The organism is Winogradskyella ouciana, from assembly GCF_965284585.1.
GTDB classification, from domain to species: domain Bacteria; phylum Bacteroidota; class Bacteroidia; order Flavobacteriales; family Flavobacteriaceae; genus Winogradskyella; species Winogradskyella ouciana.
Map to the genome: position 1 here is coordinate 3,012,377 of NZ_OZ260095.1, position 17,541 is coordinate 3,029,917.

Here is a 17,541-nt window from a genome sequence, read left to right on the forward strand (position 1 = left end):
AATTTGAATTTTTGACGAAGATAAAAAAGTATCCGTCAATGCAAGGACAAAGGATAAGACAATCTTTTTAAATGATGAGACTGCTTCATACCTCAAAGTGAATTTAGTTAATCAAGGGTTTTTGGAATTTAGATTTTGAGATTTGATTTTTAGTTTCATAATCTATTCTCAATTATACTCTCAACTACTTCAGGATTTAAAAGCGTACTCGTATCGCCTAATTGATCGGTTTCATTAGAAGCAATTTTTCTAAGGATTCTTCGCATAATTTTCCCTGAACGTGTTTTTGGTAATCCATTGGTGAATTGAATTTTTTCTAACTTAGCGATGGGTCCAATTCTATCTGTAATAAGTTGATTGATTTCCTTTCTCAGATTATCATGATTTCTGCTCTCTCCTGAATCTTTCAAAGTAACATAACCATACAATGCATTTCCTTTTACATCATGAGGAAACCCAACGATAGCAGATTCTGCCACAGCTTGATGCTCGTTTATGGCATCTTCAATTGGTGCAGTCCCCAAATTATGACCAGAAACTATGATAACATCATCTACGCGACCTGTAATTCTATAATAACCAACCTCGTCTCGCAATGCACCATCACCAGAAAAATACATATTTTCAAAAGCTGAGAAGTACGTGTCTTTATAGCGTTGATGATTTCCCCAAATAGTTCTGGCAATACCTGGCCAAGGAAATTTAATGCACAAACGGCCTTCTACTTGATTGCCTTTTATTTCTTTACCGTTTTCATCCATTAAGGCAGGTTGAATACCTATAAATGGTAAGGTCGCATAAGTTGGTTTTGTGGGAGTTACGTAAGGTATTGGAGTAATCATTATACCTCCTGTTTCAGTTTGCCACCAAGTGTCCACTATTGGGCTTTTCTTTTTACCTATGTTTTCGTTGTACCAATGCCAAGCTTCCTCATTAATGGGTTCTCCAACCGTCCCTAACACTTTTAAAGAGGATAGATCAAACTTTTCAACGAGTTCTGTGCCTTGCTTTGCTAAAGCCCTAATGGCAGTGGGTGCTGTGTAAAACTGATTGACTTTGTGCTTATCTACAATCTGCCAAAAGCGCCCAAAGTCAGGATAGCTTGGTACGCCTTCAAACATAACCGTTGTGGCACCATTTGCCAAAGGACCATAAACAATATAGCTATGACCAGTTATCCAACCAATATCAGCTGTACACCAATACACATCATCATCTCTATATTGAAATACATTTTTAAATGTATAGGCAGAGTAAACCATGTAGCCAGCACTGGTATGCATCATACCTTTTGGTTTTCCGGTTGAGCCTGAAGTGTATAGAATAAATAATGGATCTTCAGCATCCATAATTTCGGCATCGCAAACTTGATGAGCTTTATCTAATAAAGGTTGTAACCAATAGTCACGACCTTCTTTCATGTCTATATTGGAGTTGATTCTTTTCGCAACTAAAACAGATTCAATATTTGGACAATCCTCTAAAGCGTCATCAACAATCCCTTTTAAATCAATGGTTTTCGCTCCGCGATATGAACCATCTGAGGTGATGACCATTTTGGCATCACAATCATTAATTCTAGTAGATAATGCAGTTGAAGAAAACCCAGCAAAAATCACAGAATGAATTGCACCAATTCGCGCACAGGCCAAAACCGAAATCGCCAATTCTGGAATCATTGGTAAATAAATGCAAACCCTATCCCCTTTTTCTATTCCTTTTTCCTTTAAAACATTGGCAAACTTACAGACACGCTCATGCAATTGTGTATAGGTAATATGTTCAGCCTGTTCATTAGGATCATTGGGCTCGAATAAAATCGCTGTTTTCTTTCCTCTGGCTCTAAGGTGTCTATCCAAACAGTTTTCCGTGATGTTAAGCTGAGCACCTTCAAACCATTTTACTTCAGGTTTTGTAAAATCCCAACTTAAGACATTAGACCATTTTTTTCTCCAAACAAAATGCTCCTCGGCTATCTCTTCCCAAAATTGTTCTGGCTGATTAACGGATTTCTTATAGACCTGGAAATACTCTTCAAACTGTTTAATGTGATAGTTACTCATAGTAATTCTTAATGCTGTATGGCTTCTTTTGCTCCACTAGGTATTCTTATATCTTCAACAATATCTTGAACCTCTTGAGGTGGTGCTTTTGTAAATTTCATTATTGTGATTGATACTATAAAATTAAGCATCATAGCGATAGTACCAAAACCTTCAGGAGAAATACCAAACCACCATTCGCTTTTATCTGGCAATTCCGCATCAAACCAACCTAATTTATACTTCATCATATACAACAGCATACTCACAATACCGACTAGCATACCTGCGATAGCTCCCTCTTTATTCATGCGTTTATAAAAGATGCCCAAAATAATAGCAGGGAAAAATGAAGCAGCAGCCAAACCAAAAGCCAAAGCCACAACTGCTGCGACAAATCCTGGTGGATTAATACCGAAATAACCTGCAACACAAACTGCTCCTACAGCAGATAAGCGTGCTGCAACCAATTCTCCTTTTTCTGTTATTGAAGGCTTAATGATTTTTTTAATTAAATCATGAGATATTGAAGAAGAAATTACTAATAACAATCCTGCTGCTGTTGAAAGTGCAGCAGCCAATCCACCAGCAGCTACCAAAGCAATAACCCAGTTAGGAAGTTTGGCTATTTCAGGATTTGCTAAAACCATGATGTCTCTATCTACATATAATTCATTATTGTTATTAAGGTTAGGCTGATTAAAATCCCATTTACCATCATCTCCCTTTAGAAATGCATCACCAGCTAAATATTGAATATTACCATCTGAATTTTTATCGGTAAATACAACTAATTCTGTTCCTTCCCATTTCTTAAACCATTCCGGTACTTCTGCATAAGGTTGATCAGAAACCGTTTCAATCATATTGGTTCTTGCAAAAGCCGCAACAGCTGGTGCAGTTGTATAGAGAATAACAATGAGTAATAAGGCTATACCAGCAGATTTTCGAGCATCTTTTACTCTTTTTACCGTAAAGAATCTTACAATTACATGTGGCAAACCTGCTGTACCCACCATTAAAGCTAAGGTAATTGCAAATATGTCTATTGTTGATTTTGATCCTTCTGTATATTCGGCAAAGCCTAGTTGAGTGCTTAAGCCATCTAATTTATCCAATAAATACATTCCCGAACCATCATTGAGTTCTCCTCCAAATCCTAATTGTGGAATCGGGTTGCCTGTCATTTGAATGGATATAAAAATAGCTGGCACCATAAAAGCAAAAATCAGTACGCAATATTGTGCCACTTGGGTATAGGTAATACCTTTCATGCCTCCAAGAACTGCATAGAACAAAACAATGAGCATTCCTATGATGACTCCTGTGTTAATATCAACTTCTAAAAATCTTGAAAACACTATACCAACTCCACGCATTTGACCAGCCACATATGTAAATGACACTAGCAATGCACAGAACACAGCAACTACTCTCGCAGTTTTAGAGTAATAGCGATCTCCAATAAAATCGGGAACTGTAAACTTTCCGAATTTTCTAAGGTATGGTGCCAAAAGTAATGCTAGGAGTACATAACCACCTGTCCAACCCATGAGGTATACAGCTCCGTCATAACCAGCGAAAGAAATAATACCTGCCATAGAGATAAACGATGCCGCACTCATCCAATCCGCAGCAGTAGCCATTCCGTTTGCCAAAGGTGAAACACCTCCACCAGCAACATAAAAATCTTTTGTGGATCCCGCTCTAGACCAAATAGCAATACCAATGTAGAGTGTAAATGTTATGCCGACTAAAATGTAGGTCCAGGTTTGTACATCCATATCGGCGATGAGGAGTAGTTTATTCATCATAGCCGTATTTTTTATCCAGTTTATTCATTAATCGAACATAAACAAATATGATAATTACAAAGACATACATCGAACCTTGTTGTGCAAACCAAAAACCTAATTTAAAACCACCTATCTTAATTTGATTTAACTCATCTTTCAATAAAATGCCTGCACCATAAGATACCGCAAACCAGATCGCCAGTAAAATAATTACATATTTGATATTATCTCTCCAATAGCCTTTAGCGTTCTCCCTATTCTTCATGTTTTGATAATTTTTGGCGTTTAGTGTAGGCTTTCAATTCTTTTATCACTTTTGGAGCTAATATTATGGTTGCTATCATAGTTGGTATAGCCATTAATGCAAAAACACCATCTATGAGATTAATCATCATACTTAAACTTGTAGTTGCGCCAAGTACAATACTTAAAATATAGAAATAATTGTAGTAGTGCTTTTTATCTGTACCTAAAAGAAACGACATGCATTTTGAACCATAATATGAATAGGAGAACAATGAACTCATACTAAAAACGGTAATGCATACCAATAGAGCATACTTACCATAAGTAGGCATCACATTGCCAAATGCCGCTGCAGTAAGACTCACTCCGTTATCTGAGGTTGTTTCCCAAACACCTGTTGTTAAAATCGCTAAGGCAGTTAGTGTACAAACCACCAAAGTATCAATAGCTGGTCCAAGCATAGCAACTAAACCTTCGCGAATAGGCTCGTTTGTTTTTGCAGCACCATGAGCCATTGGAGCTGTACCAATACCAGCCTCATTAGAAAATGCACCACGCTTAATTCCGTGCAAGATTAGTGCTCCCAAAACTCCACCTAAAAAAGTATCATCTTTTGGATAGTAGTTGGCTGCAAACGCGTCAGTAAAAATTAGTTTTAAATAATATAGTAATACATCACTATGCGATACCAAAATAATTATAACTAGTACAAAATATAAAAGCACCATCATCGGTACCAAACGTGATGCCACAATACCAATTCGTTTTATACCTCCTAAAATTACCAGAGCCGTAATACTCACTAAAGCAAAAGCTATATAGAGATTAGATGAAAAACCTACTTCTACTCCATTCGGTATTAACAAGATATCATTAATGGCTTGTGTTAATTGGTTGACATTAAATACGGGTAGCGCACCTATTAAACCACATAAACTAAAAAATACAGCTAAGGGTTTCCATGATTTTCCTAAGCCTTCAACAATAAAATACATTGGCCCTCCTTGCACCTCACCTGCGCTATCTTTTCCTCTAAATAAGATCGCTAAGGTTGATGTAAAGAACTTAGTACTCATACCTATTATGGCACTTACCCACATCCAAAAAACTGCTCCAGGACCACCTATAGAGATAGCTACAGCAACTCCTGCTATATTTCCCATACCAACGGTTGCAGATAGCGCAGTTGTCAATGCCTGAAAGTGTGAGATTTGCCCAGGATCATTTGGATCATCATATTTTCCTCTAAGCACACTAATAGCATGACCTATGTACCTAAAAGGCAAAAACTGAGAACGAATCAATAGGTAAAGTCCACCACCAATTAATAAAATGAGTAACGGTAAACCCCAAGCTAAGGACGAAAAATCTTTGAGTAATTGGTTGAGAAACTCCATAGATTATAAATGTACTAAACCCAATAAACTTATAGTAGATTGTTTATAACTTATTTTGAGTTACCCAGCTAACTCATTGATTTTAAATGCGGAAAAACTTAACCTCGTTCACCAGTGCCGAACTTGTTTCAATATTGAACGATAAGCACAAGACCTAAAAACAAATCTAGTGTGAAATAAAGAAGATAAATTGTCAAACGAATCTACATTACAGGTAGAGTATTTAGTCTCACAACTTAGTGATATACCAGATATAACAATAAAAAAAATGTTTGATGGCAATGGTATTTTCCGCAATGGAAGAATGTTTGGGATGGTGGATTCTAAAGGGTAATGCTATTTAATAGGCAATAATACATTATTAGAAGAATTTGCCAACAAAGGGGCAATAAAACATTCTAAGATGCTTTATACCTTCATTCCGATAAAGGTTTTAAATGATGCTAAAACACTAAAAATTTGGGCTGAGAAATCAATATCCCAAACTATATAATTTACGAAGTTTAGCTTGCCATCTTTGGGTTTCTGCTATTTATGAGCCTCTTAGTTAAGCGCTTATATTTTTCATCAATCAGATCATTTTTGTAAATGAATTTCTTTTTCAAATTTGCGCGCTTCCAGCTATCTTTTGTCGTTGCATTTTCTTCAATCAGTGATTCAACCAAGGGAAGGCTTTCTTTTAGATCCTTTAAACGAATGTAAGTGATGTTCTCTAATAGCGCTGTTTTTTCGGTAAAATCGAAGTAAAACTTAACTAGCTTATCTATAATTTCTTGATTTTTTTTGCTGTGAACGCCAATTTCAAAATCCCGCAGGTTTACGCCCACTTTTTGTTTCCAAAAATGCTCAAGCGGAATATCGAAATGAAACTTTAGCATATTAGGTTTATTCCAATAATTAATTACTGAAGTTACCCAAGAGGAAGGAGATCTTAAGACACAGATATAGTCTAGGTCTTTGGCAATTTTATGATTTACCAGTTCTTCGACATAAGCGCTCCATGATCCTGAACATTCTAATTTTAGGTTTAAGTAATTTAATCGCCTGGTGAAATACGTATCGAAATCCTCATCTAACGATTTATAAGTTGTATAGTGGATGGGTTCATGTTTCGCAATGTTTGAGCTAAAGCAACTCGATAGATAAGTGGTACCCGTTTTATAAGGTGAAATGCAATACACCGTTTTTTGGTTGGCCTTTGCATGATTATGTAGCTTCATCTTAGATAAAATAAACCTGCTTTGCATTTCTCTTATAAATTTGCCGAGAGGGGTTTTGAGCAAATAGAATTTAATTTTGTCAGAAGTTGTCATATCTTCACGTTGTTTAAATCAACGCCAAATAACAACACAAATTAGAGTAAGGTTTGTATTGAATTATTAATTTGCACAACCAATCAAGGTAAAAGGTTGTACTAACGGCATTAATTGTTAATAGGGATTCCTATTTAACTAAAAAATGCCTATATGACCTCATTTTATCGACTAAAGTAGGTCTATACTTGATATAAGGTTAAAACTTAAACATATTTAATCGTTATTTTTGTAGGTTTTATCCTACATATCGTGCGCTTAAATAGAGCTAATTGAAGAATCTAACGTTATTAATTTGTATAAATTTTAGTAATCAATGAGACATATAAATAAATACTACGCCTTGTTTTTTCTGTTTATTCTTGTCGGTTATTATGCCCAAGGACAGAATAACCCTAATCAACAAAGAAGTATCATCATAGATAGCATCTTCTCAAAGGCATTGAATGAACAAAGACAATTTTTTGTGCAATTTCCTCAAGACTATGATGAAAAAAGTGATAAGAAATATCCTGTTGCGATAATTTTAGATGGTGAGTTTTTGCTTCCGACGGTCAATAACTTTCAAGGCTACTATAGTGGTGGGTTTACACCAGAAATGATATTGGTCGGAATATCTAATCTCAAAAACAGAACTAGGGATTTGACAACATCAACCATTACGGAAAATTATGGGATGCCATATAATAGAGAAAATGGTGAAGCCAGTAATTTTATAAAGTTTATTGAAGATGAATTTATTCCGCATATAGAAAAAATCTACCCTGTTACAAATTACAGAACTTTAATTGGTCATTCATATGGTGGTTTATTTACTATTTACACCTTTTTATACCATTTAAATTTATTTTCTAACTATATCGCTATAGATCCAAGTTTAGATTGGGATAATCAAAAATTGGTTAAAGCATCTCAAGATATTATTGCTAATGAAAATTATGAAGGGAAGTCATTATTTATGTCATTAAATGGTCAACTTCATATGCAAAAACCAGAAATTACAATTGACAATGTGATGCAAGATGATTCTGATTTTACTTCATTTCCGCGATCTAATATTATGCTGAAAAACATTCTTGAAGAAAATGAAGGTAATGGTTTAAATTTTATATGGAAATTTTATCCAAGGGATTTACACGGCACGATTCAATTTCCATCAATTATGGACGGCTTAATATCAATATTTCAATGGTTTCAAATGGAAAACACTCAAAAGTTTAATTCATTTGAAACTTCTACAGAAGAACTGCAAGCCATAATAAAAAACAGAGCGGATAAACTTTACAAGAATTTTGGATACCAAGTACCACCTTATCCAGAAGATCTCCTTATTGTGTTAGGAGATATGAGTACGGACATGAAAAAGAATAAAAAAGCAAGAATGTTTTATGAGTTTGCCGTTGAGTATTACCCTTTAAGTGCAAGAGCTCATACATCAATGGCTGAATATTATGAAAACAATAATGATTTTGAGAGTGCATTAGAATATGCTCAAAAAGCTTTTAGCATAGATTCTAATAACTATTTAAAAAAGAAAATAGAGCGCCTCAAAGGGTATTAGTATTCTTAGATTCTACAATTAAGACATCATAGCAATTAAAATATTATAGATATTCCAAAATTATATCTTTGTAGTTCAACCAATCGTTAATTGAATAAAAATCGTCTTTATTTTATAGATGCCGTAAGAGCATTCGCCATTTTAATGATGCTACAAGGGCACTTTATAGATACATTGCTAGATGTATCATATAGAGACGAGTCCGATACTGCCTTTAAGGTTTGGAAATATTTTAGAGGTATTACAGCACCGACCTTTTTTACCATTTCAGGTTTAATATTTTCTTATTTACTCATTAAGGCCAAGAAAAGCGGAAGTGCAGAAAAACGTATGCGCAAAGGTTTAGTCCGTGGCTTTATGCTAATTGGTATAGGCTACTTATTAAGAGTCCCGATTTTTGAGTGGTTGTTTGGGGTATTCAATAGTTATTTTTTGGTCATTGACGTGCTTCAGTGTATAGGTCTATCCCTTATTTTAATTGTTATTATTTATAGATTAACCTGCAAGAAAACTTTAGTGTTTTCTATTTTAATGTTGCTGTTTGGCTTGGTAATTTTTATCACGGAGCCAATGTATAGACATTTAGAATTACCTCATATACCTAAATTGTTTTCTAACTATTTAACCAAAGATTATGGTTCTATATTTACCATTTTACCTTGGTTTGGTTATGTTGCCTTTGGTGGCTTTATCTCCACATTGTTTTATCGTTATTTAGAACGACCAAGGTTTAAATTGGCAACTGTTTCTGGGTTTTTTATCGTTGGTCTAGGTTTAATATTTTATTCTTCATGGTCTTTTAATGAGCTCTATTACTTATTGGATATCAAACTTTTTGAAGATGTTGCTTATTACAACTATCTGTTTACCAGACTTGGCAATGTACTTATTCTGTTTGCTTTGTTTTATTTGGCCGAAAAGTATGTTAAACAACCACTAATCTTAAAGATTGGGCAAAAAACACTCTCTATTTATGTTATTCATTTTATAATCATTTATGGAAGTTTTACAGGTGTTGGATTGTATCAACTTATTGGTAAAACCTTATTGCCATGGCAGGCTATTAGTGGTGCTTTAGTGTTTTTGGTTTCAGTATGTTTTATCTCATTTTATTATGTAAAAACCAATGCCTTTGTCTATTCTGTCTTAAGAAAAGTTGTAGATAAGATTAAAACCTCCAAACAATAAAATTCTATATGTTTTCCTTACCTTTATTACAATCAATAATTTAGTGTTTTATGAAGTGTAATCTTTATTTAGTTCTATTGACTTTATTGCTATTAACCTCATGCAATAGGATAGCCAATAAAACAAAAGAAGGCATTAACAAAGGTGGTGAAGTAGTTGGTGAAACTGCAACAGAGTTTTTTGAAGGTGTCTCTGAGGGTGTTGATAAAACACTGGAATGCGATGTTAAATTATCTAAACACCTAACTAGTATTGGACTAAAAACAGGTGTTTATAATGTAAATAGTGGCACTAACGGTAATAACAATCAACTCACTTTATATTTGATTTTTGATAATGCTATCAATGAAACAATTGTAGCCAAGGCTTATAATAAAAATGGTCTAGAAATAGGAAGGGCAAAAACTACTATAAATGGAAATGAAGGTGATGCTGGGTATTATGATTTTGAGTTTGATACAAGAACAGATATAGGTTTTAGAAATAAAATTGTTATTGAATAAAAAAGGCTCCCTAATTAAAGGAAGCCTCTTTCTCTTTCATAGCAACTAAATCAATCAATCAAATTTAAAACCTTAATTGCTAGTATATAGTATCATTTATGACACTGCAATTATATATACGAAAATATTATAAGGTCGGTTTTTAATTTTTAAAATGATATGAAAGAATGAACCCTTTAATCGAGACATTCTATAAAGCATTTAATAATCTAGATGCAAGTACTATGTGTTCTTGCTATCATGAAGACATCGTTTTTGAAGATCCTGCATTTGGAAGATTGGAAGGCGAACGCGCCAAAGCCATGTGGCAAATGTTGTGCGAATCGCAAAAAGACAAAAACTTTAAGGTTGAAGTCTCTAATATAAACTCAAACGACACTGAGGGTTCTGCACACTGGGAAGCGTATTATATTTTTAGTAAATCGGGCAGAAAAGTCCACAATAAGATTGATGCCCAATTCGAATTTAAGGATGGATTAATCATTAATCATAAAGACAATTTTAATCTACATAAATGGGCACGACAAGCTTTAGGGTTTAAAGGCTTGGTCATCGGTAGAACCCGATATTTTAAAAACAAATTGAAAGCGCAGACCAATCGTCTTTTAGATAAGTATATAGACGAAAAAAAGCTATCTCGTTAGGACCTAGATAGCTTTTTTTAAATTGCAATGTTTCTTTTTAGGGACTTAATAGTTTACTTTATGTTTCATTGCATTATATATAAATCAAATCTTATGCCAAAAAAAACTTATATTTACTTAAATTTAAAAAAAAGAGCTGATTTTTACTATTCTATTATGCAAAAAGCAAAGAAAGTGGATAAAACCAACGTTAAAGCCGTTTTTATCGATTAACTGTAGGCTTTAACCTTGCCTTCTACACCTTCATAAAAGGACTTCATATACTTAAAATCGGCATGAATATCATCTGATGGGTAAAAAGGTTCTGATACTTTATTCTGCTTGTTCTTAAAGTCTAACGTGAACATTATGATTGGTACTTTCGCTTCCTTTGCTATATAGTAAAATCCGGTTTTCCATTCTTCAACTTTCTTGCGTGTACCTTCTGGTGCCAACGCCAATCTAAATTCTTCCTCCTTCTTAAAAAGCTGTGCAATGGTCTGTACTTTATTTTGACCTGGAGTACGGTCTAAGGCTCTACCTCCTACTGCCTTAAAATAATAACCAAAAGGCCATTTAAACAATTCCTTTTTTCCAACGAAGTTAACTTTTAAACCCACAACTTTTCGTAATAAAAGAGCGATAGGGAAATCGTACCAGCTCGTATGTGGTACCGCTATGATTACTGCTTTCTTAACAGTATCCTTAGAGAAGTTTGTATTGCCGACAACTTTCCAACCTAAAACCTTAAAATATATATATTTAGCCAGCCAACGCATCTTACATTAGTTTGTAAAGCGTCATCAATTTTTCTCTGGTGATTTTGTTTTTCCAGTTTTTACCAATGGCATTTTCCCATAAGGGTTCTAGGCTTAAGGCAACATCAATCATAATATTAAGCTGTTGTTCATCTAAATCTGCACAAATACCTTGAGGCAATTCAATATTATGCTTCGCCTTCATTTTTTTAAACATGGCTACACCTTCAGGATAAAATTCCTCTAAGTGATCAAAAACAATACAATTTCCAATACCATGTTTTACACCAAGTAAATAACCCAACCCATAGCTAAGGGCGTGTGCCACACCAACTTGAGAATAGGCTATACTCATTCCACCATGCCATGATGCCATCATGAGCTTATCCTGGGAATCTTTCTCACTTAAATTATCTCCAAGAAATATATCTTGGCAAAGCTCAAAAGCTTTCTCTCCGTAACTCTGACTAAAGGCATTTAAGTATGTTCCATTAAGCGATTCTACACAATGTACAAAACAGTCCATACCAGTATAAAACCACTGGTCTTTAGGAACATCTTTGGTTAATTCTGGGTCTAATATAACCTGATCAAAAGGTGTAAAGTCGCTATTAATACCCAACTTGCGTTCTGGGCCAGTTAAAATTGTGGTTCGGGAAACCTCTGCGCCAGTCCCAGAAATTGTAGGAATTCCAACATGGTATATTGCTGGATTCTTTATTAAATCCCAACCTTGGTAGTCCTTGGATTCTCCCTTATTTGTTAACATTAGGGATACAGCCTTGGCGATGTCCATAACAATACCACCTCCAATACCGATAATACCAGATGGCAATTCGTTGTGCCCAAGAATAATATCTTCAACATATTGATCTATTTGAGATGTTTTAGGCTCCTCCTTGGTAGGTACGTAAACGATTTTATCCTTGTAAGACAATGTAATTCTAGAAGTTAACCAATGATTGCCTTTAAAAACATCATCAACATAAAATATAAATGGTGCATTGCGTCCTTTTCGCATTGGCGCTAAAATTTCATCTAGCTGATTGAAGCTTCCGCGTCCAAAAACAACTCTAGACACCATTGGATAATTCTTATATATCATTTACTCTTTAATCTTTAGCAAAAATAAAAACAAACTTCGTATTAACTAAGTATTTAAATAAAATTGAAATTTTTCTGCAAAAAGTCCGACATGATAACCATCAACCAAGGCATGATTAACATGAATGGACACATTCATTATTAACTTTTCGTTTTCTTCTTTAATCTTGGAAAAAGCAATTTCTGGCACTGACTCTAGGTTGCCAGAACTTGGTTCTTTATGCCCTGTGAAATGAAACCATGGCAACGCCGAACAATGGATACAATCCTGACCATTGACAGGTGGATATAAGTCATCAGAACTTTGAATGCGTGCTTTTTCTCTATTGTAGTTGTCAATAAAAACATTTAAATCTTCATCATAATTTATAAACGAAAATCCGAATGTATGATCTTCTCGAGCTATTGTCGCAGAGGCATGAATCGTTTCATAGTCAACAACCTGATTATCTATAATACGATAACGAAAGTTATCGACTGCGTTTACTGCCTTCATACAATCGTGTAAATACCTTGTAAAGAAACTGACTTGATTCTTTTTTGAAAATTGACGTGCTTTTGTGACATCAAAAGGGATAACAACACCAAAATATGGATCCTTTAGCTGTACAAAATGATTGTAAAGATTTTTTCTATTCCAAGATTCTGTATCGATAATCCTCATTATAGCAACTCTAAAATATTGGTTAATTGCTTTACAGTTTTGTAACCTTCACCATTAGCTTCTTTAGTTGTCACTTCTTCGTGTTGCCATGTAGTATGAAATGGCACATGAATAGCTTCTGCACCTATATTGATTAATGGCAGAATATCGGATTTTAAAGAATTACCAATCATTAAAAATTCTGATGGTTTTATTTCCAAATGCTTTAAAAGCTTCTCATAATTTGCTTCTTGCTTTTCGCTCAATACTTCAATATGATGAAAATATTGGAGTAACTGAGATTTTTCCAGTTTTCGCTCCTGGTCTAACAAATCTCCTTTAGTAGCCACGATAAGTTTATATTTTTTAGAAAGGGCTTTTAGCACTTCCTCTACTCCGTCCAACAACTCTATAGGCTTATGAATCATATCCTTACCTAAATCGAGCATTTTACCAATGATCTCATTGGATACTTTACCGTTAGACAATTCTAAAGCCAATTCAATCATAGAAAGCATAAAACCCTTAACTCCGTAACCATAGGTTGGAAGGTTTTTTATCTCCATTTTAAATAGCTCTTGGTCAATCTTATTAGGTGTTTCGTAATGCGATAACAATCTACCAACCTCTTCCTCAGCTTCTCTAAAGTAAGTTTCGTTTACCCAAAGGGTATCGTCTGCATCAAAACCTATGACTTTTATGTTTTTGTAATCTATTTCCACAGTCGTTTTGCTCTTTCTAAGTCTTCTGGTGTGTCTATCTCCACTCCTTGCACTTCGGTTTCTACCATTTTTATTTTCTTTCCGTATTCTAAATAGCGAATACATTCTATCTTCTCCGTGGCTTCAATAAAGCGCATTGGTAGTACGGTAAAATCTAACAAAGCTTCTTTTCTAAACGCATATATTCCTTTATGCTTAAAATAGCGTGCTCCTGCTTCCTTGTCTCTTGGATATGGAATAGGACTTCTGGAAAAATACAGTGCAAAGTTGTTCTGATCTACAATAACCTTTACTGTATTTGGATTTTGGATTTCTTCCCAATCTGTAATTTCAACCATTAAGGATGCCAAGTCTATTTCCTTTTCCACATCATCCTTAAACACTTCTAAAACCTTGTGCAGGCTTTCGCGCTCAGTAAAAGGTTCGTCGCCTTGTACATTCACCACAATATCGCAATCTACATCTGCGACAGCTTCAGCTATTCTATCGCTTCCAGACTCGTGCTCCTTTTTGCTCATTATGGCCTTTCCTCCATTATTCACAATTTCATTAAAAATAATATCGCTATCCGTCACCACGTAAACCTCGCTAAAAAGTTTTGTAGCCACTGTTGCTTCATAAGTTCTGAGAATCACGGATTTTCCTGCTAAATTCTGCATTAATTTACCTGGGAAACGAGATGCACTGTAACGTGCAGGAATCATGGATATAATCTTCATATATCTACTTTATCAGTATTCAAAAATAAGGCTTTAAGATGATTTTGGTTGTTTAGACTTTAACTTTTTATACAGTTTAAAAACAATATAAAAAATGAATATCACTAATATAATAGCCAATACAGGAAGGAATATAGAAACAATAGACATTATAATTGATGTCCCTGTTTCTACTGTTGAAACTACCGGATTACCGATACCTGCTGTAGAAACCGTAGAACCTAATCTGGTAGCTCCTGCTGAGCTTTTTATGGCTGCTGCTGTTCCTCCACCTGCTATAATAGCCAATGCCCAAGTAATTACAGGACTTAAATCTGCAACTGTTGAAACCATAACTGCCGTACCAGCTATAGTTGCTAACGGAATGGCGATAGCATCCAAAACGTTGTCAACTACCGGAATATAATAAGCCAATATCTCTACCAAAGTTGCTATGCCAAAAGTAATCACTGCAGTTGTTCCTCCAATCCAAGACCACGACTCATTGAGCTCCCAAACATTAAAGTATGCTGCTAAACTCAACGCAAACAATGGTAGAAAGACTCTAAAACCAACTGACGCAGCAAGTCCTATGCCTAAACAAATACTCAAAATAGTTTCTATCGTCATCGTTTTAGTTTAATTCATTTTCTACAAACATATCGTCTTTAAAGCCAATTAAATAGAGCTGTTCTTTAGCTCGAGTTACTGCTGTATATAACCAACGCACATAATCTTTATCCATTCCGTTGGGAAGGTATGGTTGCTCTATAAAAATAGTATTCCATTGCCCTCCTTGGGATTTATGGCAGGTTATGGCATAAGAAAACTTAACCTGCAAAGCATTAAAGTACTTATTATTCTTCACTCCCAAAAATCGTTTATAGTTAGATTTTTCGTTAGCGTAATCTTTTGCAACTTCTTGGTATAGTCTATTGGATTCTTCATAACTTAGTGAAGCACTTTCTACATCAATAGTGTCTAAAAGCAATACCGTCTCAAAAGGTCGCATTCGTGGATAATCTACCATCTTCACTTTTACCTCTGCGAATTTAAATCCGTATAACTCTTTAATACTAAATATTTCCAGAACTTCTACAATATCGCCATTGGCAATAAAGCCTGCTTCTGTGGTGGGTTTAATCCAAAAATAATTATTCTTTACGACCATTAAATAATCACCAGCTGACAGTTCACTTTCATTAAACAAAATTCGTTCCCTGATTTGCTTATTATATTGGTTAGCACGTTTATTACTCCTTACAATTATGGCGGTTTCTTCATAGCCTTCGTTACTATAGGCATCATTAATGGCATCCATAATTTCATAACCATCAACTAACCTTACGATGTCTTTGTAAGGGTTAACATTGAATTTAAAACTGTCATAAAAACTGGTTTCCAATACTGCTCTAAGCTCAGTAGCATTTTCTAAAATACCAGAGTCTTGTTCTTGTCTTACAACTTCGTCGAGTTCAATTCCCGTAACGTCTTTATTAAAATTAAGACTGAGTTTGTCAGCGTCTAAAGCGGGACTCAAATCAGACTTTACTGGTGGTAATTGCGCTTTATCACCAATAAGCAATAGTTTACATTGATGCCCAGAATATACATATTGCATTAAATCATCTAATAATGACCCATTTTCAAATAACTTAGAATCCGATGGTACATCTGGTATCATAGACGCTTCATCAACTATAAATATTGTATTTCTGTGCTTATTGGGTTGCATTACAAATTTTACTCCACCACCTTTATCTTTCTTTGGGTAATAGATTTTCTTATGAATAGTAAATGCTTCTTTTTTAGAATAGTTTGAAATTACTTTAGCTGCTCTTCCTGTTGGCGCCAATAAAACGGCACTTTTTTTTGTCTGCCACAAATGCGTGACTATAGTGCCAATAATACTAGTCTTTCCAGTACCAGCATAACCCTTTAGTAAATAAATGGAATTAGATGACTTATCAAAAACAAATTGCGACAACTGCATCAGCACCTTATCTTGCTTGGATGTTGGTGTAAAAGGAAACTTAGATTTTAATAGTGAATAAAACGCGGAAGCATTAGTAATCATAAAGAATTAAATATATAGCAAGATAGCATTATTATATATTCATCAATCATGCTTTTTGATATTTTCAATGATTTTTATTTAGATAATTTTTACCAACAAAAAAAAATTGTAGATTTGCGATAGACCTAATTAATATACTTTAACATGAATGTGATTATTTCAATTGTAGTTATTATTTTATTAACCATCGGTATTGTATGGTTAATTGACAAATTTGTACCTAAGAAATTAAAACCTGTTATTAACATAGTGCTTTGGGCATTGATAATTTTTCTAGGGTACCTTACATTTATGTCAGTATATGAAGAGATAAAGTTTAATAAGCTAAAAGTTAAACGTTACGCCGTTGTTATAGATCGTTTAGTTGATATTAGGGATACACAATTAGCATACAAAGAAGTTAATGGCGAATATGCTGGTGACTTCAATAAATTAATTGATTTTGTAGAAAATGGTCAAGTACCAATTACCCAAAGACGCGATACTTTAGTATTGGATGAAGAAAAAACACGTGCTTTTGGTGGCGTAGAAACCATGAAAACTATTACATTGATAGATACCTTAAGCTATTACACTGTTAGGGATTCTATATTTAAAGGTAATAATCGTTATAAAAACATGGCAGATGTAGGTGTTGGTAAGCCAGGTGCTAAGTTTAAACTAGAAGCTGGTAAAATAGATGACATCCCTGTTTTTGAAGCCAGTGTAGATAAAGCTGTTGTTTTATATGACCAAGAAAAATATCTTATTGAAAAAGAAAAGCAAGCAGTCTCAATAGCCGGTGTAAAAGGAGAGACTGTAAAGATTGGCTCAATGGAAGAAGTAAACACCAGTGGAAATTGGGGTAAAGATCTTTCAATTAAGGAATAA

At 34.4% G+C, this 17,541-nt stretch carries 18 protein-coding genes; 6 read left to right on the forward strand and 12 right to left on the reverse strand.

Annotation, left to right across the window (positions count from 1 at the left end):
• Nucleotides 1–155: 155 nt before the first annotated feature.
• The 4 genes from acs to ACQ65V_RS13440 are packed head-to-tail and all read right to left on the reverse strand — an operon-like array spanning nucleotide 156 to nucleotide 5,481.
• Nucleotides 156–2,063, reverse strand: a complete 1,908-nt coding sequence (acs, locus tag ACQ65V_RS13425; protein ID WP_430468306.1) for an acetate--CoA ligase — start codon at nucleotides 2,061–2,063, stop codon at nucleotides 156–158.
• Between the two features lie 8 nt (nucleotides 2,064–2,071).
• Nucleotides 2,072–3,826 (reverse strand): sodium:solute symporter family protein, encoded by a 1,755-nt coding sequence (locus ACQ65V_RS13430; protein ID WP_430468638.1) that lies wholly within the window; start codon nucleotides 3,824–3,826, stop codon nucleotides 2,072–2,074.
• Between the two features lie 19 nt (nucleotides 3,827–3,845).
• Entirely contained in the window at nucleotides 3,846–4,103 is a 258-nt protein-coding gene (locus ACQ65V_RS13435; RefSeq protein WP_430468307.1) for a DUF4212 domain-containing protein, read from the reverse strand.
• A complete protein-coding gene (locus ACQ65V_RS13440; RefSeq protein ID WP_430468308.1) occupies nucleotides 4,093–5,481 on the reverse strand; it encodes an alanine/glycine:cation symporter family protein in 1,389 nt (462 codons plus the stop codon). The genes ACQ65V_RS13435 and ACQ65V_RS13440 overlap by 11 nt, the downstream gene beginning before the upstream one ends.
• A 190-nt stretch (nucleotides 5,482–5,671) precedes the next feature.
• Here ACQ65V_RS13440 and ACQ65V_RS13445 point away from each other — a divergent pair, with 190 nt between their 5' ends.
• Nucleotides 5,672–5,815, forward strand: a complete 144-nt coding sequence (locus ACQ65V_RS13445) for a hypothetical protein (protein ID WP_430468309.1) — start codon at nucleotides 5,672–5,674, stop codon at nucleotides 5,813–5,815.
• A 169-nt stretch (nucleotides 5,816–5,984) separates the two neighbouring features.
• On the opposite strand, the gene ACQ65V_RS13450 is transcribed toward ACQ65V_RS13445, so the two are convergent.
• Nucleotides 5,985–6,794, reverse strand: a complete 810-nt coding sequence (locus ACQ65V_RS13450) for a hypothetical protein (protein WP_430468310.1) — start codon at nucleotides 6,792–6,794, stop codon at nucleotides 5,985–5,987.
• Between the two features lie 316 nt (nucleotides 6,795–7,110).
• On the opposite strand from ACQ65V_RS13450, the gene ACQ65V_RS13455 reads away from it, so the two are divergent.
• The 4 genes from ACQ65V_RS13455 to ACQ65V_RS13470 all read left to right on the forward strand — a co-directional run bounded on the left by ACQ65V_RS13455 (nucleotide 7,111) and on the right by ACQ65V_RS13470 (nucleotide 10,690).
• The gene (locus ACQ65V_RS13455) at nucleotides 7,111–8,355 is read left to right on the forward strand and encodes an alpha/beta hydrolase-fold protein (protein WP_430468311.1); all 1,245 of its coding nucleotides are present in this window, start codon (nucleotides 7,111–7,113) and stop codon (nucleotides 8,353–8,355) included.
• Nucleotides 8,356–8,445: 90 nt separating this feature from the next.
• Complete coding sequence (locus ACQ65V_RS13460; RefSeq protein ID WP_430468312.1) at nucleotides 8,446–9,543, forward strand: heparan-alpha-glucosaminide N-acetyltransferase domain-containing protein; 1,098 nt, start codon at nucleotides 8,446–8,448, stop codon at nucleotides 9,541–9,543.
• A 50-nt stretch (nucleotides 9,544–9,593) separates the two neighbouring features.
• A complete protein-coding gene (locus ACQ65V_RS13465; RefSeq protein WP_155087667.1) occupies nucleotides 9,594–10,046 on the forward strand; it encodes a hypothetical protein in 453 nt (150 codons plus the stop codon).
• A 167-nt stretch (nucleotides 10,047–10,213) separates the two neighbouring features.
• A complete protein-coding gene (locus tag ACQ65V_RS13470) occupies nucleotides 10,214–10,690 on the forward strand; it encodes a nuclear transport factor 2 family protein (protein WP_430468313.1) in 477 nt (158 codons plus the stop codon).
• Nucleotides 10,691–10,899: 209 nt separating this feature from the next.
• Here the strand turns inward: ACQ65V_RS13470 and ACQ65V_RS13475 are convergent, their stop codons facing one another.
• From ACQ65V_RS13475 to ACQ65V_RS13505, 7 genes are read right to left on the reverse strand one after another with little or no spacing between them, the layout of a single operon-like run.
• On the reverse strand, nucleotides 10,900–11,448 hold the full coding sequence (locus ACQ65V_RS13475) for a 1-acyl-sn-glycerol-3-phosphate acyltransferase (RefSeq protein WP_155087669.1): 549 nt from the start codon (nucleotides 11,446–11,448) through the stop codon (nucleotides 10,900–10,902).
• 1 nt (nucleotide 11,449) lies between these two features.
• Nucleotides 11,450–12,532, reverse strand: a complete 1,083-nt coding sequence (locus ACQ65V_RS13480; protein ID WP_430468314.1) for an iron-containing alcohol dehydrogenase family protein — start codon at nucleotides 12,530–12,532, stop codon at nucleotides 11,450–11,452.
• Between the two features lie 45 nt (nucleotides 12,533–12,577).
• Nucleotides 12,578–13,195, reverse strand: a complete 618-nt coding sequence (locus ACQ65V_RS13485) for a CatA-like O-acetyltransferase (RefSeq protein ID WP_430468315.1) — start codon at nucleotides 13,193–13,195, stop codon at nucleotides 12,578–12,580.
• Nucleotides 13,195–13,896 (reverse strand): HAD family hydrolase, encoded by a 702-nt coding sequence (locus ACQ65V_RS13490; protein ID WP_273289792.1) that lies wholly within the window; start codon nucleotides 13,894–13,896, stop codon nucleotides 13,195–13,197. Before ACQ65V_RS13490 ends, ACQ65V_RS13485 begins: the two co-directional genes overlap by 1 nt.
• Nucleotides 13,887–14,600, reverse strand: a complete 714-nt coding sequence (gene kdsB, locus ACQ65V_RS13495) for a 3-deoxy-manno-octulosonate cytidylyltransferase (protein WP_430468639.1) — start codon at nucleotides 14,598–14,600, stop codon at nucleotides 13,887–13,889. The genes ACQ65V_RS13490 and kdsB overlap by 10 nt, the downstream gene beginning before the upstream one ends.
• Before the next feature lie 48 nt (nucleotides 14,601–14,648).
• Nucleotides 14,649–15,224 (reverse strand): DUF4126 domain-containing protein, encoded by a 576-nt coding sequence (locus ACQ65V_RS13500; protein ID WP_430468316.1) that lies wholly within the window; start codon nucleotides 15,222–15,224, stop codon nucleotides 14,649–14,651.
• A 4-nt stretch (nucleotides 15,225–15,228) separates the two neighbouring features.
• A complete protein-coding gene (locus ACQ65V_RS13505) occupies nucleotides 15,229–16,671 on the reverse strand; it encodes an ATP-dependent DNA helicase (RefSeq protein WP_430468317.1) in 1,443 nt (480 codons plus the stop codon).
• Between the two features lie 144 nt (nucleotides 16,672–16,815).
• On the opposite strand from ACQ65V_RS13505, the gene ACQ65V_RS13510 reads away from it, so the two are divergent.
• The gene (locus ACQ65V_RS13510) at nucleotides 16,816–17,541 is read left to right on the forward strand and encodes a hypothetical protein (protein ID WP_430468318.1); all 726 of its coding nucleotides are present in this window, start codon (nucleotides 16,816–16,818) and stop codon (nucleotides 17,539–17,541) included.